The sequence below is a fragment of the Kineosporia sp. NBRC 101677 genome, from assembly GCF_030269265.1.
GTDB lineage: Bacteria > Actinomycetota > Actinomycetes > Actinomycetales > Kineosporiaceae > Kineosporia > Kineosporia rhizophila.
In genome coordinates this window covers 78390-100909 of the sequence record NZ_BSTA01000013.1, presented here as the reverse complement: position 1 = coordinate 100909, position 22520 = coordinate 78390, and the positions used below count along the sequence as shown (strand labels likewise).

Genomic DNA, 22520 nt, shown 5'->3' with positions numbered 1-22520 from the left:
TAACGTGCACTTCATGTCGATCAGTAGCGATGTCGTCAGGGACGTCGTTCTGGTCGTCGTTCTCCTGCTGGCCGTGGCCGTCCTGGTCTCGCTCGTGCTCACCCGCCGCCGCCTGCTCTTCGCCCGCCGCCGCGAGGACTCGCTGGACGGGGCGGGGGCCCCGCAGGCCGCGGTGGTCGTGCACAGCAAGAAGGTGGACGACCACGACGCCCGGCGCCGCCAGATCGAGGTGCTGTCCGGGCGCCTGGGCTGGCGCGCCCCGGTGTGGCTGGAGACGACGGCCGAGGATCCGGGACGCGGACAGACGAAGAAGGCGGTCCAGGACGGGGCGTCGGTGGTGGTCGCCTTCGGGGGTGACGGAACCACCCGGGCCGTGGCCGGGTCACTGGCCCAGACGGGTGTACCGATGGGCCTGCTGCCGGCCGGCACCGGCAACCTCCTGGCCCGCAACCTGGGCATCCCGCCCAACCGCCTGGAGTCCTCGCTGCACATCGCCCTGACCGGGCGCAATCGCACCATCGACGTGGGACACGTGGAGATGTCGGACACCCTGGGCAGCCCGCCCCGCCGGGAGACCTTCCTGGTGATGTCCGGCCTGGGCTTCGACGCCGAGGTGATGGCGACGACGGCACCGGAGCTGAAGAAGAAGATCGGCTGGGTGGCCTACGTGGTGGCCGGCGCGAGCCGCCTGCGGGGCCGACGGACGCCGGTGACCATGCGGGTGGACGACGGACCGGTGCAACAGCGCAAGATCCGGGCCGTGGTGGTGGGCAACGTGGGCATGCTGCAGGGCGGAATCCAGCTGATGCCGGGAGCGCTGCCGGACGACGGCTGGCTCGACGTGGTGGTGGTCTCCCCCAGGGGCATGACGGGCTGGCTGCCGGTGGTCGGGGCGGTGCTGACGCGACGCAACCACGCCACGGTCGAGCACTTCCGCTGCCAGACGGTGGAGATCCAGGCCGACCGCCCGATGTTCGCCCAGCTGGACGGCGACCCGGCCGGAAAGGCCCAGACACTCAAGGCCAGCGTCGACCCGCTAGCGCTGATAGTCCGGGTGCCCGGCTGACCCATGACGCTGGGAGTTGTCTTCAGCGCCCGGGCTCACCACAACACCTCGAACTCACCACCTCGTCACACGCCGGGCCGGACCAGCGCCATGGTCAACGTTCGGCCCGGCCCTTCACAGCCCCCGGCCCGCCCCGAACTCCGACAGCTCCTGGGACGAATGGGAGCCACCCGCCCGCCACCGCCGATGGCCAGGTGGGTGATCACCACCGTCTGACGGTCCCAGGTGCTGCCTTGGCCGCCAGATCGGATGTCTTTTTCGCGCCAACCCGAGATCGGATGTCTTTTTGGGCCGTATAGCCCACTTTTGGCATCCGTTCTTGGCTTGCAAGAGATTCCGGCCGAGCGAACCATCGCTGGGCAGGCCAAGACCCCGGGCTGGTCTCATGCCCGGTCAAGAACACGCCGGCCAAGGCGCGTGCCGAGCACAGAGCCCAGCCGACACCGCTCACGGCCCGGCCGAGCTCACACGTGCCCAGGCTTACGCCCAACAAGCTCGCGGCCCGACAAGGCCACGTCCCTGACCAGGCCACGTCCCGACAAGGCCACCGCCTGGCGAGTCCACAGCCCGACAAGACCACGACCCGACAAGACCACCACCCAACGAGACCACCACCCGACTAGGCACCGCCCGACAAGGCCACCGCCTGGCGAGTCCGTGGCCCAACAAGGCCACCCCCTGCGAGTCCGTGGCCTAACAAGGTCACGGCCTGGCGAGTCCACGACCCGACAAGACCACCGCCCAACAAGGCCACGCCCCGACAAGGCCACCGCCCGACTAGGCACCGCCCGGCGAGTCCGCGGCCAGACAAGGTCACCGCCTGGCGAGTCACAGCCCAACAAGGCCACGACCCGATAAGGCCAACACCCGACAAGCTCCCGGCGCGACGAAGACCACCGCCCGACAAGGCCCACCCGCCTCGCCAAGCCAAGGCTCACTCTCAACCAGGCTCTCTCGGCCCGGCGAGTCCACGACCTGACAAGGCCACCGCCCAACGAAGGCCACCGCCCAACGAGCCCACCGCCCGACAAGGTCACGGCCCGACAAGGTCACGGCCCGACAAGGTCACGGCCCGACGAAGACCACCGCCAGGCCAAGGCCCACCCGCCTCGCCAAGCCAAGGCCCACTCTCAACCAGGCTCTCGGCCCGGCGAGACTCACAGCCCGGCCAGGGCCACGACCGACTGAGGGTTGCGGCCCCGGGCAGAAGGTCACCGCCCCAGGCAGAAGGTTGCGGCCCGGGCAGGGGGTCTGAGCCCAGGGCCCGAGGACTAGGAAGGTGTCAGGCTCGGGCGGGGGTGAGGTCGTCCTGGGCGGGGTTGTCGGGGTCGTTCTGGTCGGGTGCTGGGGGCGCCTGCTGTTTTCGGGCGACCAAGAGCCAGAGGGCGAGCAGGGCCAGGGCGGCCCACCAGCTGTACGAGTTCTGGACGACGCGGGCCACGAGGTTGGGCACGTCGTTGCCGGCCAGGAGGTTGGCGCCCCACCAGGGCATTCGGATCCAGAGCAGCACGGCGCCGGCCAGGGCCACGGCGACGCGGCGGCGGTCTCGGCCGTCGCCCAGGACGGCACCGATCACCACGACGCCCCAGTGCATGTGGTGCACCCAGGAGACCGGGGAGATGAGGTAGGCGGTCATGCCGAGTACGGCGACCACGGCTACCGGCTCGCCCAGGCGGTCGAAGCGGCGGGCGAGGGGGAGGGCGGCGGCGAGTACAGCGATGACCATGAGGCCGTTGACTGCGGTGAAGGCCAGGCTGCCTTCTCCGGGGCCCAGGCGCAGGAGCACGCCGCGCAGGGACTGGTTGGAGGTGCCGCCGTTGGGGCCGAGGCGCCCGGGGTCGAGCAGGGCGTCTGTCCAGTAGGTGGCTGAGGCGGAGGGCAGCAGGAACCAGGCCACCACGGTGACCAGGGCAGCGGTGCCGATCGAGGTGGCGAGCACCTTCCAGCGCCGGGTGAAGGCCCAGTGCAGCCAGAAGACGCCGGGGGTGAGCTTGACCGCGGTGGCCAGGGCGACGCCCACCCCGCTGCCGCCGGCCCACGTGCCGGTGTCTCGGGAGCGGCGGGTCACGTCCCACAGGCAGAGGGCCACGATGACCGCGTTGACCTGGCCGAAGCGGATGCCGTCGGAGACCGGCAGCAGCCAGACGCCACCGGCGGCGAGCACGCCCTGGGCCAGGCCGGCCCGGTGACCGAAGCGGCGCAGCCGCGGGCGGAAGGCGACGCCCACCATCCACCACAGCAGCGCGCACTGCAGCACCGTCCACACCCAGCCAATGACCGAGAAGGGGGCGATGAGCAGGGGGAACGCGGTGAAGGCGGCGAACGGCGGGTAGGTGAACGGGAGGAACTGGGGCTGGACGGTGCGCAACTCGTAGAGCGGGAAACCGGTGACCACGGCCCGGGCGCCCTCGCGGTAGACCTCGAGGTCGACCTGCCAGTTCTCGCGCGGGTAGGTGACCAGGTAGTGCCAGGCCAGCGGGAACGCGGACGCGGCCAGCACCAGTACCCCCAGCACCAGCCAGGGGGCGCGCTGCCTGAGCGTTGCCGGGTTGTCCACGGACAGATTCTTGCGTGTCCCACCGACAATCTCCGCAAGTGCCTGGTCAGACGGGCGGAACCGACTGACGGACGGGCCGGTCGGCGAGGCCCAATACAGTGGCCCGGGTGAGACTTGGACTGCGCCCCCGCCTGGCTGCGCTCGGCGTCCTGACCACGCTGATCACCGGTGCCACGGTCCCGGCGGCAGGCGCGGCCACCGACTCGTCGGTGCCCGGCCCGGTGATCCTGCTCGGCACCGGAGGGCTGCGCTGGACGGATGTGACCGAGGAGCACCCGGCCCTGACCAGCCTGCAGGAGGACGCCTCCTCCGGCTGGCTGTCGGTGCGCAGCATCCGCCAGACCACCTGCCCGGCCGACGGCTGGCTGGGGGTCTCGGCCGGGGCTCGCGCCGGCGACATCAAGCCCGCGAACGGCGCCGCGGTCTGCCAAGACCCGCAGGTCACCGTGACCGATCCGGGGCAGAGCGGCACCGTGGGCGGGTGGGACCGCTACCTGGCCTCGGCCTCGGACGCGGACTTCGATGCCCAGCCGGGTCTGCTCGGCACCACACTGGCCGCCAACAACGTGAGCAGTGCGGCGGTCGGTGCGGGCGGCGCGATCGCCCTGGCCGACAAGGACGGCCAGGCGCCTAACGTCTGGGCCGGCAGCGCTGATCCGCAGGATCTGGCGGCCGACGTGGACGCGGCTCTGGCCACTGGACCGCAGGTTCTCGCCGTCGATCTGGGCGCGGTCATCGATCCGGCCGAGCAGAAGTACAAGGTTCCCAAAAACATCCCGCCGCTGACCGGCTCCTACGCCCAGCCCCGGGCCGAGCAGGTCACCGCGCTCGAGCAGCGCCTCGAAGCAGTGCTGGCCGAGATCCCCAACGACGCCACGGTCTACCTGGCCTCGCTGGCCGACTCCGGGTCGAAGTCGCAACTGCGGCTCCTGGCGGCCACCGGCCCGGCACCGGACGGCGGCTCCTACGGCAACTCCCTGCTGGGCAGTTCCTCCACCCGGCAGGACGGCCTGGTCCAGACCACCGACCTGTTCCCGACGGTCCTGGCCGCCATCGGCGTGGACCGGCCGGCCGCTGCGGTGGGCTCGGTGGTGCAGCCGGTGGCGACCGACATGGCCGACGCGGACCGCAAGCGCAAGCTGCTCGACCTGGACGAGGCCGAGATCGCGGTGAACCCGATCGTGCCGGTGTTCTTCGCCGGCCTGATCGTGGCCCAGGTCCTGCTCTACCTGGCCGCCACCCTGATCCTGCGCCGTCGTTCGCTGCCCGAGCGGCGGCTCACGCTGCTGCGCTGGCTGCGCCGCGTGGCCGTGCTGTTCTCCTGCGTCCCGGCAGCCACCTTCCTGGCCAACCTGCTGCCCTGGTGGCGGTACGAGAACCCGGCCCTGGCGGTGACCGGAGCGGTCATTCTCTTCGTGGTGCCGATGGCCCTGATCGCCAACCTGGGGCCCTGGAAACACGGCCTGCTCGGCCCGATGGGGGCGGTCGGCGGAATGACGGTGCTGGTCCTGGCCGCCGACGTGGTCACCGGTTCGCACCTGCAGATGTCGAGCATGATGGGTCTGCGCGCGGTGGTGGCGGGCCGCTTCTACGGCTTCGGGAACGTGGCGTTCTCGGTGTTCGTCACCGGGGCGATCCTGCTGGGCGTCGCGCTGGCCGACACGTTCGTGCGGAGCAACCGCCGGATGCTCGCCGCAGCCGCTGTGGTCGCGGTCGGCATCTTCGCCACGGTGATCGACGGCACCCCCGGCTGGGGCAGCGACTTCGGCGGCCCCCCGGCGATCATTCCGGCCTTCGCCGTGCTCGCCCTGCTGGCCCTGGGGGTCAGGATCACGCTGCGTCGGGCGGCCCTGATCACCGCCGTCACCGTGGCCGTGATCGTCCTGATCAGCGTGCTGGACTGGGCCCGGGGCGCGGACGACCGGACCCACCTCGGCCGGTTCGTGCAGACGGTGATCGACGGCGGCGCCTTCACCGTGATCCAGCGCAAGGCCCTGGCCAACCTCGGCATCCTGTTCACGACCAACCTCAGCATCCTGGTGCCGGTCGGGATCGCCTTCGTGGTGCTGGTGCTGGCCCGCCCGGTCTCCTGGGGGGTCCGGCCCCTGCAGCTGGCCTACAACCGCTCGCCGGTGCTGAAGTCGGGCATGATCGCGTTCGGCGTGCTGATGCTGATCGGGTTCGTGATGAACGACTCCGGCATCGCCATCCCGGCGGTGGCCGCCACCGTGGCGGTACCGCTGCTGATCGCGGTCAGCGTGCGGGCCCTGGAGCTGAGCGACACCGACCCGCCGGCGGCCACGGAAACGGAAGAGGCCGCGGCCGCCGAGGGCTAGGCACGACCTCCGGTCTACCTCGGCTACCGGCTCGCCATCGTGCGAGTCGGTAGCCGCCGACGCGCCCGTCGCGGCGGTGTACATCGTGTACACCTGGTACTCGATGTACACGACGGCACCTGGGGGCTAGGCCGCGGATACGCATCGTGACGAGGATGCGCCCGGTTCAGCCCAGCTCTGCCTCGGGGGTGCGGGGTGCAGGAGGCAGGCGCACCCATGACGCACTGGCCGGGCCCGGCGGACACCCCTCGTAGGGACTCGATGCAGGCGCCAGCAGTAGGCAGCCAGGCCTAGGAACTGGCCTTCTTGACGGCGCGCCGCACCTTCGGACGGGGCGCAGGAACCGCCACCTCGGCAGAAACCGGCGCCACCTCAGATGCGACCAGGCCCAGGAACTGGCCTTCTTAGCGACGCGCCGCACCTTCGGACGAGGCCCAGGAACCGCCACCTCAGTAGAAACCGGCGCCACCTCAGATGCGACCAGACCCAGGAACTGGCCTTCTTGACGGCGCGCCGCACCTTCGGGCGAGGCGCGGGAACCGCCACCTCGGCAGGAACCGGCGCAACCTCAGATGCTACCAGACCTAGGAACTGGCCTTCTTGACGGCGCGCCGCACCTTCGGGCGAGGCGCGGGAACCGCCACCTCAGTAGAAACCGGCGCCACCTCGGATCCGGACTTCCGCGAAGCCGGCTTCCGGCCCGCAGTCTTCGAAGTCGCCGTCTTCGGAGTCGCAGTCTTTGGAGTCGCAGTCTTTGGAGCCGTCGCCTTCGGAGTCGCCGTCTTCGGAGCCGTGATTTCCGCCTTGACCGTCTTACGCCCGACCGTGGCGGGAGCTGTTGACTTCCGGGCAGCCGACTTACCGGCCGAGGCCGAGGCCGTGTTCGCGGCGGCCTTACGCGGAGCGGGCGCGGACGCCTTACGCCCCGCCGAGGCCTTACGGGCCGAGGCCTTACGGGCTGAGGCCTTGGGCGTCGAAGGCGCAGGCGCCGCCTCGTCAGAAGAAACCTTCGGAGCGGCCCAGAACGTGAGCCGGACCGAGCCGACCTGCTCGGCGAACAGCACGCCCGAGGCCGCCCGCGCCGTGAGCAGCTCGATCAGCTCGGCCTCGAACTCGTCTTTGCGCTCACCGAACAGGTGCGGCGCGGAGTACGACAGCGAGTACACCGCGGCCACGACCTCTTTGACCGTGCGCACCCGGGCCACGTTGTGCGGCACCTCGACGGTCTGCGGCTCACCGAAACCGGCCGCGGCGAAGGCCTCACGCTCGGTGCCGAACATCTCACTCGGGCGCACACCTCGCCCGGCGCGCCGCTCCTCACCCAGGTAGCGGGCCACCAGGTCGCGGATCTCCTCCCACGGTGGCTGCGGGAAAGCCAGTGGCGTGCGCGGGGTCTCGCCGGTGCCCTTGTCGGTGGTCGCCGCCACGTGCACCACCGAGCCGCCCTCTCCCAGCAGCCCGGCCGCGATCCCGGCCACCTTGGCCTGCTCCATCCAGTGGAAGGACTGGGCGAAGGCGATCAGCCGGAACCGGCCCAGCCCGGCGTCCAGGTCCTCAGCCCGCACCGCCTGCCAGGAGATCGACCGCACCCCCCGGGCCTCCGCCTCGGCCCGCCCGACCTCGACCATCTCCGGATCCGCGTCCACCGCCACGGTTTCGGCGAAGTGCGCGGCCAGCGGCAGGGTCAGCGAACCGGGCCCGGAGCCGACGTCGAGCAGCCGGCCGGTGCCGTCCAGCCCGAGCGTGTGCACGATCGCCTGCACCGCGCTCGGCGGATAGGGCATGCGCCCGGTTGCGTAGTAGTCGGCGCTACCCGAGTAGAGCGACGGATCCCATTGCCACACGGTCATTCCCGCAACCTATTCAGTCGGCCTGGCCGGCGTCGAATCAGTCGATCCCGGGGCCAGGGAGGCCGAGGAGCGGCGCTGCTCTTCGTCGTCCGGTGTTGCTGAGGCCCGAAAATCCTTCCAGCGCAGACAGGTCCAGACCACGACCGTGACGATCACGGCGAGTTCCAGCCAGGGCGCTACGGATTTACGGAAACCCAGCGTGATTTCCTCGACCTGTACGGACATCCCGACAACCCGGCCGGGGACGTAGGCCAGCACGAGCACGAACAACCGGGCCAGCAGAGCCCCGTCCAGCAGTGTCGGGGCGAGCAGCGCCAGTGGTGCCCACACCATGCTGTCGTACCACGGAAGCGAGTACGGCGTCATCAGCAACCAGCCCGCAGCCAGCGCGAACGCCGCCCGGGCCATTGCGGCGGTCTCGGTGTCGCCGGAGATCCCGGTGGGGTGCGCACGCAGCCGGCGCAGCAGCAGAACCACCAGAACCGCGCCCAGGGCCATCGAGAGCGGGCCGACGACGTCGCGCACCACGCTGCCGAAGACGGGGTCGAGCTGGTTGGTGACCAGCCGCCAGGGGGTGGCCAGCGAGACCTGACTGCTGGCGGCACTGAGGCGGTCGTAGGTGTGCCACCCCGTCCACAGATGCACCGGGACCAGCACGGCCAGTCCGGCCGACGCCATCACGCCCAGGTGCCGGGCCAGTTCGGGCCACGGCCGGTGCCGCAGGCCCCAGAGGATGGCCAGGGCGAAGAGGCCGAAGGTGATCTTGCTGCCCACCGCAGCACCGATCAGCACACCGGCCAGTGCCGGACGCCGCGATGCGAGCGCGATCGCCCCGATCGCGAAGGCCACCGAGATCACGTCCAGGTGGCCGCCGAGCACGATCTGCCCCAGCAGCAGCGGGTTCAGCGTCCACAGCACCCAGGTGCGCGCCCGGGCCGCCGGATCCCCGCGGGTCAGGCGGTCGAGGGTGAGGGCCACCGCGAGGAAGGCGAGGCCGCAGAAGATCTGCCAGATCCAGACCGTGAGCCGCAGCGATCCGTCTCCGGCCCAGGCCGCGAGCGCCTGGGCCGCGGTCGCCACCGGGCCGTACACGCTGGTGGTGTGCTGCCAGGGCGGCTGCACGGCGCCGGCCACCGGGTCGGTGCCGTCGCGCCAGGCGGCCGGGTCTTCCACGTAGGGGTCGTCGCCGGCCGCGGCGATCCGGCCGTAGGCCAGGTAGGAGAGGTGGTCGGCCGAGCCCAGCGGCGGTAGCAGGGTGAGCACGGCAACCGCGGCCACCACTGCGATCAGCACCTGCCGGGGCGCCAGGAAGGAACCGCCGACGGCGCGCAGCCCCGCCACCACGGCAACCGCTCCGAGGACGGCCGCCACGGCCAGGACGGCACTGACCGTGCCGGAGTTCAGCCCGAGACCGAGGTCCCACGACGGGTACCAGGTGGCCGGGCCGAGGCCGGGTACGGCGGCCGAGTCACCGGCGAGTGCCACCCCGGCCAGCAGCAGGACGGAAATCGCACCCGACCAGCTGAAGACCCGCGCGGACGACACGAGCCCATCGAACCAGCATCGCCGGCCCCAAAGGGCCGCCGGCCGGACTCGGCTTGGAAACAGCACGCCGATTTGCCCGGAAGTTCAGGTCGGTGTGGCCCAGACCACGGCCACTGTTACCCGCCGAGAACCTTGCGAACCACCTTGGAGGCGGGCCGGAACACCCGGTTGGCCACCGGGACGGTGCGGGTGCGGCGTTCCAGCAGCGCCAGCCACACGTCCCGGTACTGGCCGGCGCGGTGCAGCTGACCTCGCAGGTCCGAGCCGGTGACCCGGTGGTGCAGCTCGCACGGCACCTCGATCACCCGGTACCCGGCGCCCAGCACGTCGATGGTCAGCCCGGTCTCCACGCCCCAGCCGATGGCCAGGGGCAGGGCGGCGTCGAAGGCCGGGCGGCTGATGCACCGCGTTCCGGACAACGGCTGCGTCGCCGTCCAGCCACTGGCCTGGCGAATGCCCTTGCGTGACAGCCGCACCACCCGGCCGCTGCCCCCGCCCGCGGTGGCCTGGGGCGGGATCAGCGCGATGGTCATGTCGGCCTCGCCGGCGAGCACCGGTTCCACGATGGTGGCCGTGGCCGCCGCGCTGGCCTCGAGATCGGCGTCGATGAAGAGCAGGGCCCGGGGGGCGGAGGTGCCGTCGAGCACAGCTGCGCGGGCCGCCCCGGTCTCCATCGCGGCCGCCTTGCCCCGGTTCACCTCGTGGCTCACCACCTGGGCACCGGCCTTGCGGGCGATCTCGGCGGTGTCGTCGCCGGAGCCGTCGTCCACCACGATCACCAGGTCGGCGCCGGGCAGAGCCAGCGCCGCGGTGACGGTTGCGGCGATCCGCTCGGCCTCGTCCTTGGCCGGGATGACGACGGCGAGCCCGCCAGGCAAACCCGGATGTGTCTCGTCTGCCACGCCACAGAGGCTAGGGGGTAGCGCGGACCACGGGGTAGTGCGGGTGTTCCGAACCAACCGGTGCCCGAACGAACTATGGACGTCTGTGAGCCAGGCGCTCACAAACGTCCATAGTTTGTTCTGGTTGCCTTGGGGTCAGCGCAAGGTGACCTGGCGGGAGACCACACCCGCCCGGGCGCGACGCTCGTCGGGGGTAAGCGGCTCGGTCCGGCCCATTGCCTCGCGCAGCCGCTCGGCGAACGCCACGATGGGCTTCTCCAGCTCTTCGGGCTCGGTGTCGTCGGCCAGGTCCCAGACCGGCACGATCAGACCGCAGGCCCGGAACGAGCCCACGTACTTGGTCTCCGGCAGCAGGGCGGACTCTCCGGCGGCGTGCAGCCGGGCGATGCCGTCGAGCACCTTGGTCTCGTCGTCCGGCAGCACCCAGCGCAGGTGACGGCGGGCGCCCATCTGCACCCAGTAGGCCGCGTCCACCGAGTTCAGGCGCTTGGTCGGCACTGCCGCACCGTTGGCCTGCTCCAGGGACTCACGCACCTCGGGGGTGAGCTCGTTGTCCTGCGCGAACCAGAAGTCGAAGCCCTCGTGCACGGCGACGTCGAACCCGCCGGAGAGGTCGAGCACGTCCTGCAGGCGCGGCCCCGGACCGGGCAGGTCCCCCTCGGCCACCGGGTTGCCGGCCTCCAGCTCACGCGCGCTCAGCAGGGCGGCGGCGATGTCGCGGCTGGCGTCGCCGGAACCGCCGTTGGTCTGCAGACCGACCAGCACCGTGCCGTCCGCGCGGTGCAGCGCCGACCAGGCCATCGGCAGGATCGTGGCGATCGTGACCTCGCCCCCGCCGAACTCCTCCTTGACCGGCACGACCGCGGTCGCCGCGGGGACGATCTCGCGCATCGCGACCAGGTCGCACTCGCCGGTCAGGCCCTCGAAGGGGCGCACGACCATCTTCATCGCCTCGATCCGGGCCGCCCGCCCGTGACACGCCTTGTACCGCTTGCCCGACCCGCAGGGGCAGGCTTCACGTCCACCGACGACCGGGATGTCACCGTCGGCGACGGCGACGGGGGCGGATCCGGTTCGGCGCTGCTTCTTTCCCATGGGCCGCGAGCCTAGCGATCCCCGATGAGGATCAGGACGTCTAACAAAGTCTAGCGATTGAGCTAGACATGTCTAGACAAGGCAATTCAGCTGTACACCCGGTTGTCACCCGAGCATGGGCGCCCGCAAGGATGCTCCGCGACGACCACCGACGATCAACGGGACTTCGATGAACGGGTTGCTGGACCACTGGGTAGACCTGCCGGAATGGCAGCCGGGGCGCGAGCTCTGGGCGTTCTACCTGACCTTCGCCGACGCGAGCGCACTGCACTCCCGGATCGAGCACGACCAGGCCGCGCTGAGCGGCATCCCCGGCCTCGGCCCGATCCCCCGCTCGGGACTGCACCTGACCGTTCAGGGCGTCACGTTCCGCGACCTGGTGCCGGACGCTCAGATCGAGCACCTGGCCGAGGCCGTGGGCGCCGTGGTGGCCCGGCGGAACCTGCCCCGGCTGTACGCCGGCCCGGCCACCGACGACATCGATGCAGTGGTGCTGCCGGTGTATCCGGCCGAGGAGCTCGTGGCCCTGCGCGACCTGATCCAGCTGGCCGCGGCCGAACTGCTCGGCCCGGAGCAGGTCTACCAGTTCCCGCCCTCGGCAGGCGGTTTCGTGCCCCACGTGAGCATCGCCTACGCCGACCGTGCGATCAGCGGTGAAGAACTGACCGCCGGTCTGGCGACGACCTCGCAGGACCTGACGCCGATCGACGTGCGGCACCTGTCGCTGGTGGCCCTACGCCGCGCCGACAAGAGCTGGTCGTGGGAACACGAAGTGCAGTTGCCGTTCGCCGAACCCGCGGTCCTGTCCTGAGGTTCTGAAGTCCTAGGCCGGGACCAGCAGGTTCTCGAGCGTCCGGCGGGTCTCCGCGGGCCGGTTGGTGATGATCACCGAGGCCCCGGAGTCCAGGCACACCCGGACGTGCTCGGGAGTGTCCACCGTCCAGACGTGCAGGTCCCGGCCGCGGGCCCGGATGCGCTCGCCCAGCCGTGGGTTCTGCGCCAGCAGCTCGACGTCCGGCCCGATCGCCACCCCGGCCGGCACCTGCTGGTCGATCATCGCCACCGGCATCCGGCGTTCCACCAGGTAGACCAGGGGCAGCTCGGGGGCCAGGGCACGCATCCGGCGCACGGCCAGGGCGGAGAAGCTCATCATCCGCACCGGCGAGGGCCGGTCGGGGGTGTGCTTGTCCCAGCCGAACTCCTGCAGCAACTGCAGCAGCTTGCGCTCGACCAGGCCGCCGTAGCGGGTGGGGTGCTTGGTCTCGACCGCGATCTGCACCGGACGGTTCAGGTCGGCGACCACGCTGAACAGCTTGCGCGCGGTGAGCAGGTGCGAGCGGTCGGAGGCGTCGACCGTGTCGGGCGTCTCGGTGCCGAGGTCGCCCTGCTGCCGGGACAGCTGCTTCCAGGAACCCCAGTCGAGCCCCTCGAGCTGGGCCAGCTCCAGCGTGGAGACGATGCCGGTGCCGTTCGAGGTGCGGTTCACCGTGCGGTCGTGCACACAGACCAGGTGGCCGTCGGCGGTCAGCCGGACGTCACACTCCAGTGCGTCGGCACCGGTCTCGACGGCCCGCAGATAGGCCGCGAGGGTGTGCTCGGGTTCGCGGTCGCTGGCTCCCCGATGGGCGACGACCTGAGGCCGTGGCGAAGTCACACGGAACAGCGTGACACATGATCGCCGCAGGTGGGAGACGGTATGCGAAAGGCCGGCGAATGCTCGCCGGCCGTTAACACCGGCGTTCCCGGCCGGTCGCGCGCAGTGCACGGGGACCGGCCGGGAACCACCGACGGGGTGTTACCGGAAGGTTCAGGCCTGCTTCTTGTCGGCCTCGATCTCGAGGACCAACTTGACCTTGTCGGAGACCAGGAAGCCACCGGTCTCCAGGGCCGCGTTCCAGGACACGCCCCAGTCGCCGCGGTTGATCGTCGCGGTGCCCTCGAAGCCGGCCTTGGTGGTGCCCCACGGGTCGGAGCCGACGCCGGTGAACTCCCACTTGATGTCGACCGGCTTGGTGATGCCCTTGATCGTCAGGTCACCGGTCAGGATCAGGTCGTCGCCGTCCAGCTTGGCGGAGGTGCTGCGGAAGGTGATCTTCGGGTTGTTCTCGGCGTCCCAGAAGTCGGGGGAGCGCAGGTGGCCGTCCCGCTGCTCGCTGCCGGTGTCGACGCTGGTGGCGTCGATCTCGATGAACGCGGAGGAGGCCTCCGGGTTGGCGGCGTCGATCGTGGCCTCGCCGCTGAAGGAGTTGAACTTGCCGCGGGTGGTGCTGACCATCGCGTGCTTCACGGCGAAGCCCACGGTGCTGTGGCCGGCGTCGATCACCCAGGTGCCGGTGAGTTCGGCGGGGAAGTTGCTCATTTCGGTGCTCCCTAGTCGTCGGTGGATCGCGGTGCTGGTTGAACCCTAGATGATTCAACGTTCACCTAACTACCTCTGGCCGGAGAAATTCCCGCACTTGGCCGAACGGCAATGTGAACGTCACCCGGATCGGGCGGAGTCGGCGATCACGGGAGAAGATCTACCCATGTCCGTCGCCCCCACGCGTACCTCGGCACCAGAACCGGCGTCCTCAACCGCGCCGGCGTCACCCCGTCTGGCCGGATCGGCCGAGGCCGACGAGCTGCGCCGGGTGCGGCTGCGGCGGATGAAGGCGGTGGCGACCGCCCTGCTGGTGGTGGCCGCGGTGATCTACCTGGTCACGCTCAACCAGGAGGGGCCGCTCGGCTTCGTGAACGCGGCCGCGGAGGCCGCCATGGTGGGCGCGCTGGCCGACTGGTTCGCGGTGACCGCGCTGTTCCGCCGCCCGCTGGGCCTGCCGATCCCGCACACCGCCCTGATCCCGACCCGGAAGAACCAGATCGGCGAGAGCCTGCAGGAGTTCGTCGCCGACAACTTCCTCTCCGAGGACATCGTGCGGGAGAAGATCCGGCAGGCCGAGGTCACCCGGCGGGTGGGCAACTGGCTGGCCGAGGCCGACCACGCCGAGCGGGTGGGGGCCGAACTGGCCACGGCCGGGCACGGCGTCCTGAGCGTGCTGCGCGACGACGACGTGGCCGCGATGCTCGAGCAGGTCGTCGTGCCCCGGGCGGCCGACATCCCGGTGAGCCCGCTGGCCGGTGGGCTGCTGGACGGGATTTTGGACGATGGTGCGCACCGACGGCTGGTGGACCTCCTGATCGACGAGGGCAGTTCGTGGCTCGAGATCAATCAGGACCGGATCATGCTGCTGGTCACCGAGCAGGCCCCGGGGTGGACCCCGCAGTGGGTGGACAACCGGATCGCCCGCCGGGTGTACGACGAGATGCAGCGCTGGCTCACCGAGATCGCCGGCGACCAGCAGCACCCGGCCCGTCAGGCCCTGGACGACCTGCTCCGCAGGCTGGCCCGCGACCTGCGCACCGACCCGGAGACCCAGGCCAAGGTCGAGGCGATCAAGATCCGGCTGCTCGAGCACCCGGAACTGCGCAAGGCCTCGATCGCCCTGTGGTCGACGGTGCGCCGGATGCTGATCGAGGCCCTGGCCGACCCGGAGGGCGAGCTGCGCCGGCGGATGGTCACCGCCCTGGTCGACCTGGGCAACCGGCTCGGCCGGGACAAGACCCTGCAGGCCCGGCTGGACAGCTACGCCGAGGACGTCATCGGTTACGTGGTGCGCAACTACGCCGGTGAGCTGGCCATGGTGATCAGCGAGACGGTGCAGCGCTGGGACGCCGAGGACGCCTCCCGGCGGATCGAACTGCACGTCGGGCGCGACCTGCAGTTCATCCGGATCAACGGCACGGTGGTCGGTGCCCTGGCCGGGCTGGTGATCCACTCCGTGGCCGTGCTGGTGGGCTAGGGCGTTCTAAAGCCGTCTACCCCGAGAACTAGACGCAACTAGCGTCTTCAATCGGATCTAGTCGCCGGCCTGACGCCGCAGGTAACGACCGAAGTGCGGAACGGTGAAGGCGATCCGGCCGCGTTCCCCGGAGTAGATCAGGCCCTTCTTGATCAGCGAGTCGCGGGCCGGCGACAGCGACTGCGGTTTGCGGCCCAGCAGCACGGCGATCTCGGAGGTGGCCACCCCCGCGTCGCCCATCGACAGCCCGGGCGGCAGATCGGCCGACACCTCGGCCATCGCCCGCAGGTACTCCCGCTCGGACGGCGTGGCCCGCTCGTAGCGCGAACCGAAGAACCCGACCGCGAGCTCGGCCTCGGCCTCGGGCGCCGCCACCCGCACGTCGTCGGCGGTGATCGGCGTGCGCGGGGCCACGTCCCAGGCGACCTTGCCGTAGGCCTGGATGAAGTACGGGTAGCCGGCCGTGACCTCGTACATGGCGTCGAGGGCCTCTTCGGTGAAGTCGGCCCCCTCTTCCTGGGCGGGGCTGCGCAGGGCCTGGGCGGCCGCCTCCGGATCGAGGCGGTCGATGCGGGCGTAGCGGAAGAGCCGCTCGGAGTAGGACTTGCTGGCCGAGAGCACGGCGGGCAGGTGCGGCAGGCCGGCCCCGACCACCACCAGGGGCAGACCCTGCTGGCCGAGCTCGTGGCAGGCGGCACACAGCGCCGAGACGTCTTCCGGCAGCAGGTCCTGCATCTCGTCGATGAACACGGCGATGCCGCGCCCCGCCCCGCCCGCCACCCCGGCGATGTCGGTGAACAGCTCGACCAGGTCGATCTCGATGTCGCCGGAGTCGGCCCGGCCGGGTACCGCGGGCACGTCGATGCCCGGTTGCCAGCGGTCCCGCAGCGCCGTGCGACCCCGGGTGACCGGCGCAGGCGGCTCTTTCATCGCGAACGACTTCAGAATGCCGAGGACGTGGTTCGCATCGTCCTTGTTGGCCGGGCCGAGCTCGCGCACGGCCTGGTGCAGGGCGGCCGCCAGCGGACGGCGCAGCGGCGTGTCGGGCCGGGCCTCCAGCTTGCCGGTGCCCCAGTGCCGCCGGACCGCGGCCGAGCGCAGGGCGTTGAGCAGCACGGTCTTGCCCACACCGCGCAGGCCGATGAGGACCAGACTGCGCTCGGGGCGGCCCCGGCTGATCCGTTCCAGCACCACGTCGAAGCTGTCCAGCTCGGTGTTGCGGCCGGCCAGCTCGGGCGGGCGCTGGCCCGCGCCGGGGGCGTAGGGATTGCGCACCGGGTCCACGATCAGAGCGTATCCGCGTGTCTACGCCCAGTACTAGAGCCTCGAATAGCGTTTTATGGGCGGTTCGGTCCGAGCACGTCGAGCAGGGCCCGGGGCCCGGCCACCAGGGCGGCCGCCGGGAGCCGGGCCCGCAGCCCTCGATCGGCCGTGACCACCAGCGGGACCCCGCCCGCGGCGACCACCTCGTGAGCCACCGCGACGATCGTGCTGTCCCCGTCGGCGGTGGCCCGGATGACCTCCACCCCCTCCGGCCCGGCCGCTCCCTTGGCCTTGCCCTCGACCACCGCGAGAATCCTTGCCACAGAAAAGGTCTCACCGCTCAGCGAGATCTTGGTGACCGTCGCGAGGCCACCGAGCAGCCGGGTGGCCGCCCCCAGCCGATCACGCCACCAGCCGTCCGGCCGGCTGCCCATCACGTTCGCGACATCAACCAGAAGCACTACGCCGTAATCGTTCTCACTCATTGCAGAGGGCCCGGGCCGTGGACATCACCCGCGCCTCGGTGAGCTGCACGAACGCGGCCGCCGGACCGGCCGGCAGCGGACTGTCCTTCGCCGTGACCCGGGCCAGCCGGCCGTCGTAGCCCTCTTCCAGCACCGCCGTGACCAGGCTCTCGGAAATCCCTCCGGTACGGCGGGTCTCGTCGACGATCAACAGGTTCCCGGTGGCCATGGCGGCGCTCATCACGTCTTCCACCGGCAGCGGGGCGAGCCAGCGCAGGTCGACCACCCGGCAGCCGATGCCCTCGTGCTCCAGCCGGGCTGCGGCCCGCAGGGCCATCCGTAACCCGTTGCCGTACGCCGCAATCGCCAGATCCTCGCCGTTGCCGTGCACCGCGGCCCGGCCGATCGCCGCGTGCTGCGAACCCCACTCCGCGGGCGGGGCGTAGGGCGCGAGCCAGCCGTCGTCCCCCTCGGCCCCGAGATCACGCTGGTGGTAGAGCGCCACCGGCTCGAGCATCACGCTCACCGTGCCGTCGGCCTCGGCCGCGGCCAGGCAGGTACGCAGCAGGGCCGGGGCCTGGGCCGGATGCGCCGGGCAGGCGATCACCAGGCCGGGGATCTCGCGCAGGCCACCGAGCGCGTTGTCCACCGCGACCGCGCCGCCGAAACCGTCCTGGTAGCCCAGCCCGGGCACGCGCAGCACCATCGGGTTGCGGTAGGCCCCGTCGGAGCTGAAGGCCAGCGTGGCCACTTCGGAACGCAGCAGCTCACCGGCCGCGTGCAGGTCGTCCAGGCTCAGCTCGGCGATCGGCAGCAGCCCGCTGACCGCCCCGCCCATGGCCAGGCCGAGGATCGACTGGGCGTCCGGCGTGGTGTCGGTGACCTGGGCCGGGCCGAGCTTCTTGTGCAGGTCGCGGGTGACTCCGTGCAGACCCCCGGCGCGGGCCACGTCACGGCCCATCACCACCACCCCGGGATGGGCGAGGGCGGCGTCGAGCAGGGTGCGGTTGATCGACTCGGCGAGGGTGAGCGGGCCCTCCTTCTCCGGCAGCCGGGTGCCGAACAGCGCCTGGCGACGCTCGGGCGCGGGCTCGCGGGACGCGGCCATCCCGACCACGGCCGGGCGGCGCGGCGAGAGCGGGGCCATCACCTCGGCGGAGCTCTGCGGGCGGGGGCGGTGGGTGGCGTCCTCCAGGGCCGAGGCCACCTGGTCGCGCAGGTGCAGCAGCCGGCGGCCGACCTCGTCGCCGGCCATCGCGCCGTGCCGGACCAGGGCGTTCATCGTGGCCACGAGCGGGTCGCGGGCCAGTTCGGCGCTGATCCGGCCGGGCTTGCGGTAGCTCAGCTCGTGGTCGGCCCCGCTGTGCCCACCGATGCGGACACAGCTGAGGTGCAGTAACACAGGACGTCGGTGGGCACGGGCGGTCTCGACTGCGCGTCGGGCGGTGGCGAAGAGGGCGGCGGAGTCGCCGGCGGAGTCGGCCGGGAAGTAGCGCAGCCCCTCGCGCGAGCCGAACACCGAGCGGATCCAGCCGGGCGGGCTGGAGGTGGAGAAGCCCAGCGCGTTGTCTTCACAGACCAGCAGCAGGGGCAGCGGCACACCCTGGCGGGAGGCCCACAGGGCAGCGTTGATCGCGCCCAGAGCGGCGCCGGTGCCGGCCGTGCCGTCGCCGAAGCTGGCCACCGCAACGGCGTCGGAGGGCCAGTTCAGCCGGCCGCCGACCAGGCGGGCGCGGTTGCGCGGCTGACGGCCGATCGCCCAGGCCAGGCCCAGGGCCCGGGGCAGGTGACCGGCGACCGTGCCGGCCGGCGGCAGCACCGCGACCTCGGGGTGCGCCGGGGTGGGCCGACGACCGCCGCCGGCCGGCTGGTCGGAGCTGCCGGCCAGACCGCGGGCGACTGCCGCGATGCCCTCTTCCAGCCCGGCCGAGGCCAGCCGGGCCAGGTAGAACGCGGTGGAGCGGTGGTGCAGGAGCGCCGGGTCGTTGCTGCGCAGGGCCATCGCCACGGCGGCGTTGCCCTCGTGCCCGGCCGAGGCCACGGTGTGACTGCCCAGCCCGGCGGCGGCCATCCGCCGGGCCGCCACGTCCAGCCAGCGGCTGGCCGCCTGGGCCTCGAACAGGTCGAGCAGGTCGGCCCGCAGCGCCTCGAGCGGGGCCTCCTCGTCGGTGCCGTCGACCGGCACCACCACGTCGGGCGACTGGCCCTCGTCGGCCGCGGCGGCCGGCGGAGCGGCGGCCACCTCGGCCACCTCTCCGCGGGCCAGCCGCTCGAGCACCGGACCGAGGTGGTCGACGAGCTCGGCGCCGGGGCCGGGCTCGCCGAGGTCGGCCACGGTCAGCGCCGCGACGCTCTCAGCGGACCGTGGGTGCTTCACCGGTGTCGCTCACCATCTCGCGGCCGGCCGCCTGCCAGGCACCCATACCGCCGTCGATGTTGATCGCCTCGAAACCGTTCTGCCCGAGCCAGGCCGCCGCGCGGGCGGAACGGCCTCCGGACCGGCAGATCACGTAGACCTGTCCGTCGGGGCCCTCGGGCAGGTCGGCGGTACGGGCGGGGAGCTCCATCAACGGGATGTGGACGGCGCCGCGGACGTGGCCGGCCTCCCATTCGTCGGGCTCACGAACATCCAGGATCGCGGCGTCGGCGGGTACCTGGCTGGGGTCCACCGAGGGAACCTGCGGCGGGAACATGACAACCTCCGGGGGCTTGCTGTCGGGGTCCGGTCATCCTCTCAGGCCCGGACACCCGCCGGGCCGTCGGAGGCGGCCTGTCGTCGGAGCGTAGGAGCCCGGTCTCGGCAGAACGGTCGGCAAATCCGGCCGCCCCGGGCAAATCCGCCGGATGTCGGCCTGCAGGTCGGCCGGGGGAACCGGTCGGTCACCCACTGCGTCCAACTTCGGATGGCCCGGACAACGACACTCCACGACCCCCGACAACAACCCTGCACCGGCACCCGCACGAAAGGATGAGACCTGTGGACCACCGATCTTCACGTCGCCCCTGGCTCGCCCCCCTCTCGCTCTGCGCGGTCGTCGCCCTGAGTGCCTGCGGCTCCGACTCCTCGGACGGCTCCGTCACCCCGCAGGACGCCCCGACGGCCGAGAGTCCGGCGACCGACCTGTCCATCGAGGTCACCGACGGGCGGACGACCACCTGGCAGCTCACCTGCGACCCGGCCGGCGGTGACCACCCGGACGCCGAGGCCGCCTGCGCCGCCCTGGAGAGCAACGGCGACAAGGCCGTCCCGACCACTCCCACCGACAGCGTCTGCACCCAGATCTTCGGCGGCGAGCAGACCGCCGTTGTCACCGGCACGTGGCAAGGTAAGGCCGTGAACGCGACCTTCAGCCGGCAGGACGGCTGCGAGATCTCGCGCTGGGACGCACTCACCCCCCTTCTGCCGAAAATCGCTGAGCCAAGCGCGCAATAAGGCCGGATTCGGCGACCGGCGCCGGACCTCCCGCCCGCCCCAGAATCCCCTGCTCACCTCCGGCGTCCCAGGAGGAAGATCACGAAAACCCCCCGCATCGGACGGAACCGGGCACAAGCCGTCCGAAAGGGGTGTTTTCCAGCGGCTTCCCAGGGCTTATGGTGACGATCACAGCCGGGGGTTGTTCGGAGCGTGCCAGAGCGGGCAGCTCGTCCGGTGTCGGTCCGGCACGCTCGTGCCCGGCCGGATCTCTATTCAGTGGGGGCTGAAATGATCAGATCTCGTGCGGCCGGCGGTTTCATTGCGACGGCGGCGGTCTCCGGTCTGCTCGTCGCTCTTCCGGCCGCCACCGCGTCCGCGGCGGCGACCGACTGCCCGGCGGCGCTGCCCACCGCCGACGCGGTCGACGGGGTGGGCGGCACCGGTTACACGGTCGAGCGCGGCACCACCGCCGAGCCGTTCAGCGCCACCGTCCTGGGCCGGATCACCGACGGGATCGCCCCGGGCATCGACATGATCATGGCCGAGGTGGACTCCCCCGCCCTGGAACGGGCGGGCGGGGTGTGGGCGGGGATGTCCGGCTCGCCGGTGTACACCGGCGACGGCAAGCTGATCGGGTCGGTGTCGTACGGTCTGGCGGCCTCCTCGAAGATCGCCGGGATCACGCCCGCCGAAGACCTGCTGGCCCTGCGCGGCAGCGCCACCGGGGCCCGGAAGATCTCGGTGCCGAAGTCCCAGGCCGCCCGGATCGCCAAGACCGGCGAGGCCTCGAAAGCGCTGGCGGCCAAGGGGTTCGAGCGTCTGCCGGTGCCGGTCAGCGCCTCCGGCATCGCCAAGAAGAACACCGGGCGCTACCTGGCCGGCCTGGAGAAGAGCAGCGGTCTGGCGGTCCGCCGGGGCGGATCCGCGATCGGCGTCGGGGCCGAGTCCTCACCCAGCGAGATCTTCGCCGGTTCCAACTACGCGGCGTCCCTGTCCTACGGCGACATCTCGCTGGTCGGCCTGGGCACCACCACCTATGTCTGCGACGGCACCGCGGTCGCCTTCGGCCACCCCTTCCTGTCGGCCGGGCGGGCCGAGTTCGGCGTGCACCCGGCCTCGGCCGTCTACGTGCAGGAAGACCCGGTGTTCGGGCCGTTCAAGGTGGGGAACGCCGGCGGTGTGGTGGGCACGGTCACCCGCGACAACACGGCCGGCCTGCGCAGCACCCTGGGCAGCGCCCCGAAACACCGGTTCCCGGTGACCACCTCGCTGGTGAACGAGGACGGCAAGGCGGTCAAGGGCCGCACCGTGGGGGTCTACCAGCCCTACGCCGCCGACATCGCCGCCCTGCACCTGCAGAGCGCGGTGGTCAAGGCCAACGGCGCCCAGGGCGCCGGATCGTCCGAGGTCAGGATCACCGTCACCGGCACCCGGGCCAAGGGCAAGAAGTTCCGGCTGACCCACACCGACCACTTCGCCGACACGTACGACATCAGCTACGCCACCGCCGACAGTCTCTACTTCATGCTGCTGCCGCTGATCGACCAGCCGTACGAGAAGGTGAACATCACCGGTGTGAAGGTCACCGGCAAGGTCACCACCGACGTGGAGCAGTACCGGGTCACCGGGGTCCAGACCAAGAAGAAGGGCAAGTGGGTGCCGGTCAGGAGCACCCAGAGCGTGACCTCCGGCTCCACCGTCCCGCTGCGCGCCACGCTGAGCGCCTACCGCAGCAACCGGAAGGTCACGGTCCCGATCTCGGTCGCGGTGCCGAAGCGGAGCAGCGGCTACACCGGCGTGCTGACCATCTCGGACGGCCTGGGCGCGGCCACCACCGGTAAGGAACCGAACTCGCTGAACGGCCTGCTCGCCCAGATCCGCAACACCCCCTCGAGCGATTCGGTGGTCAGCCGGATCGACCTCGACGCCCCACGGGGCGGGGTGCGCAGCAGCGTCCGCGAGACCCGCCTCGACGCGGCCGTGAGCCCCTACCAGAAGCTGGTGTCCATCACGGTCAAGTAGCGTCCCCCACCTCAAGGGCTCCCGTTCCGTCCGGAACGGGAGCCCTTGTCGTTCCCGGGGCACCCGAAAAACCCGGCACGCTCAGCAAAAACACCCGGCACGACATCGAAAGCTACTCACCGCTAACACTTTCCGAGGCCCTATGGTGATGCTCGCCACCTGGGGA

The 22520-nt window shown here is 71.4% G+C and carries 17 protein-coding genes; 6 read left to right on the top strand and 11 right to left on the bottom strand.

Going from position 1 to position 22520, the window contains the following annotated elements; all coding sequences use genetic code 11:
- The first annotated feature begins 13 nt into the window (after positions 1 to 13).
- On the top strand, positions 14 to 1066 hold the full coding sequence (locus tag QSK18_RS30220) for a diacylglycerol/lipid kinase family protein (protein ID WP_232811562.1): 1053 nt from the start codon (positions 14 to 16) through the stop codon (positions 1064 to 1066).
- Positions 1067 to 2348: 1282 nt separating this feature from the next.
- Here QSK18_RS30220 and QSK18_RS30215 read toward each other — a convergent pair.
- Positions 2349 to 3623, bottom strand: a complete 1275-nt coding sequence (locus QSK18_RS30215) for a glycosyltransferase 87 family protein (protein ID WP_285626218.1) — start codon at positions 3621 to 3623, stop codon at positions 2349 to 2351.
- Positions 3624 to 3730: 107 nt separating this feature from the next.
- On the opposite strand from QSK18_RS30215, the gene QSK18_RS30210 reads away from it, so the two are divergent.
- Positions 3731 to 5959, top strand: a complete 2229-nt coding sequence (locus QSK18_RS30210) for a hypothetical protein (RefSeq protein ID WP_232811560.1) — start codon at positions 3731 to 3733, stop codon at positions 5957 to 5959.
- 584 nt (positions 5960 to 6543) lie between these two features.
- Here QSK18_RS30210 and QSK18_RS30205 read toward each other — a convergent pair.
- The 4 genes from QSK18_RS30205 to QSK18_RS30190 form a co-directional block, all read right to left on the bottom strand.
- Entirely contained in the window at positions 6544 to 7809 is a 1266-nt protein-coding gene (locus QSK18_RS30205; RefSeq protein ID WP_285626184.1) for a methyltransferase domain-containing protein, read from the bottom strand.
- Positions 7810 to 7818: 9 nt separating this feature from the next.
- Entirely contained in the window at positions 7819 to 9354 is a 1536-nt protein-coding gene (locus QSK18_RS30200; RefSeq protein ID WP_285626181.1) for an MptA/MptB family glycosyltransferase, read from the bottom strand.
- Positions 9355 to 9470: 116 nt separating this feature from the next.
- Positions 9471 to 10256, bottom strand: a complete 786-nt coding sequence (locus QSK18_RS30195; RefSeq protein ID WP_232811557.1) for a glycosyltransferase family 2 protein — start codon at positions 10254 to 10256, stop codon at positions 9471 to 9473.
- Between the two features lie 135 nt (positions 10257 to 10391).
- Positions 10392 to 11351 (bottom strand): DUF5926 family protein, encoded by a 960-nt coding sequence (locus tag QSK18_RS30190; RefSeq protein ID WP_232811556.1) that lies wholly within the window; start codon positions 11349 to 11351, stop codon positions 10392 to 10394.
- 169 nt (positions 11352 to 11520) lie between these two features.
- On the opposite strand from QSK18_RS30190, the gene QSK18_RS30185 reads away from it, so the two are divergent.
- Positions 11521 to 12162, top strand: coding sequence for a 2'-5' RNA ligase family protein (locus QSK18_RS30185; protein ID WP_232811555.1), 642 nt, complete (start codon positions 11521 to 11523; stop codon positions 12160 to 12162).
- A gap of 12 nt (positions 12163 to 12174) precedes the next feature.
- Here the strand turns inward: QSK18_RS30185 and QSK18_RS30180 are convergent, their stop codons facing one another.
- Both QSK18_RS30180 and QSK18_RS30175 read right to left on the bottom strand, forming a co-directional pair.
- Positions 12175 to 13014 carry a glycerophosphodiester phosphodiesterase gene (locus QSK18_RS30180; protein WP_269810272.1) on the bottom strand — a complete coding sequence of 280 codons (840 nt, stop codon included), beginning with the start codon at positions 13012 to 13014 and terminating at the stop codon, positions 12175 to 12177.
- Positions 13015 to 13158: 144 nt separating this feature from the next.
- The gene (locus QSK18_RS30175; protein WP_232811553.1) at positions 13159 to 13710 is read right to left on the bottom strand and encodes a YceI family protein; all 552 of its coding nucleotides are present in this window, start codon (positions 13708 to 13710) and stop codon (positions 13159 to 13161) included.
- Between the two features lie 166 nt (positions 13711 to 13876).
- Between QSK18_RS30175 and QSK18_RS30170 the strand changes: the two genes are divergently transcribed.
- Positions 13877 to 15190 carry a DUF445 domain-containing protein gene (locus QSK18_RS30170; RefSeq protein WP_232811552.1) on the top strand — a complete coding sequence of 438 codons (1314 nt, stop codon included), beginning with the start codon at positions 13877 to 13879 and terminating at the stop codon, positions 15188 to 15190.
- Between the two features lie 57 nt (positions 15191 to 15247).
- On the opposite strand, the gene QSK18_RS30165 is transcribed toward QSK18_RS30170, so the two are convergent.
- From QSK18_RS30165 to QSK18_RS30150, 4 genes are read right to left on the bottom strand one after another with little or no spacing between them, the layout of a single operon-like run.
- Positions 15248 to 16474, bottom strand: coding sequence for an ATP-binding protein (locus QSK18_RS30165; RefSeq protein ID WP_232811551.1), 1227 nt, complete (start codon positions 16472 to 16474; stop codon positions 15248 to 15250).
- A 53-nt stretch (positions 16475 to 16527) separates the two neighbouring features.
- Positions 16528 to 16938 (bottom strand): hypothetical protein, encoded by a 411-nt coding sequence (locus QSK18_RS30160; RefSeq protein ID WP_285626165.1) that lies wholly within the window; start codon positions 16936 to 16938, stop codon positions 16528 to 16530.
- Positions 16931 to 19294 carry a transketolase C-terminal domain-containing protein gene (locus tag QSK18_RS30155; RefSeq protein WP_285626161.1) on the bottom strand — a complete coding sequence of 788 codons (2364 nt, stop codon included), beginning with the start codon at positions 19292 to 19294 and terminating at the stop codon, positions 16931 to 16933. Before QSK18_RS30155 ends, QSK18_RS30160 begins: the two co-directional genes overlap by 8 nt.
- Positions 19272 to 19610: a rhodanese-like domain-containing protein gene (locus tag QSK18_RS30150; protein ID WP_232811548.1), complete on the bottom strand. Its 339-nt coding sequence runs from the start codon at positions 19608 to 19610 to the stop codon at positions 19272 to 19274. Before QSK18_RS30150 ends, QSK18_RS30155 begins: the two co-directional genes overlap by 23 nt.
- Before the next feature lie 284 nt (positions 19611 to 19894).
- Between QSK18_RS30150 and QSK18_RS30145 the strand changes: the two genes are divergently transcribed.
- Both QSK18_RS30145 and QSK18_RS30140 read left to right on the top strand, forming a co-directional pair.
- Positions 19895 to 20350 carry an SSI family serine proteinase inhibitor gene (locus QSK18_RS30145; protein ID WP_285626158.1) on the top strand — a complete coding sequence of 152 codons (456 nt, stop codon included), beginning with the start codon at positions 19895 to 19897 and terminating at the stop codon, positions 20348 to 20350.
- A 270-nt stretch (positions 20351 to 20620) separates the two neighbouring features.
- The gene (locus QSK18_RS30140) at positions 20621 to 22354 is read left to right on the top strand and encodes a SpoIVB peptidase S55 domain-containing protein (protein WP_285626153.1); all 1734 of its coding nucleotides are present in this window, start codon (positions 20621 to 20623) and stop codon (positions 22352 to 22354) included.
- The last annotated feature ends 166 nt before the right edge of the window (positions 22355 to 22520 follow it).

Bases quoted from the DNA above. Each gene is read 5' to 3' on its own strand.
- QSK18_RS30205 (WP_285626184.1), bottom strand. From the start codon at position 7,809: ATGACCGTGTGGCAATGGGATCCGTCGCTCTACTCGGGTAGCGCCGAC.
- QSK18_RS30175 (WP_232811553.1), bottom strand. From the start codon at position 13,710: ATGAGCAACTTCCCCGCCGAACTCACCGGCACCTGGGTGATCGACGCC.
- QSK18_RS30190 (WP_232811556.1), bottom strand. From the start codon at position 11,351: ATGGGAAAGAAGCAGCGCCGAACCGGATCCGCCCCCGTCGCCGTCGCC.
- QSK18_RS30170 (WP_232811552.1), top strand. From the start codon at position 13,877: ATGTCCGTCGCCCCCACGCGTACCTCGGCACCAGAACCGGCGTCCTCA.
- QSK18_RS30150 (WP_232811548.1), bottom strand. From the start codon at position 19,610: ATGTTCCCGCCGCAGGTTCCCTCGGTGGACCCCAGCCAGGTACCCGCC.
- QSK18_RS30185 (WP_232811555.1), top strand. From the start codon at position 11,521: ATGAACGGGTTGCTGGACCACTGGGTAGACCTGCCGGAATGGCAGCCG.
- QSK18_RS30160 (WP_285626165.1), bottom strand. From the start codon at position 16,938: ATGAGTGAGAACGATTACGGCGTAGTGCTTCTGGTTGATGTCGCGAAC.
- QSK18_RS30220 (WP_232811562.1), top strand. From the start codon at position 14: ATGTCGATCAGTAGCGATGTCGTCAGGGACGTCGTTCTGGTCGTCGTT.
- QSK18_RS30140 (WP_285626153.1), top strand. From the start codon at position 20,621: ATGATCAGATCTCGTGCGGCCGGCGGTTTCATTGCGACGGCGGCGGTC.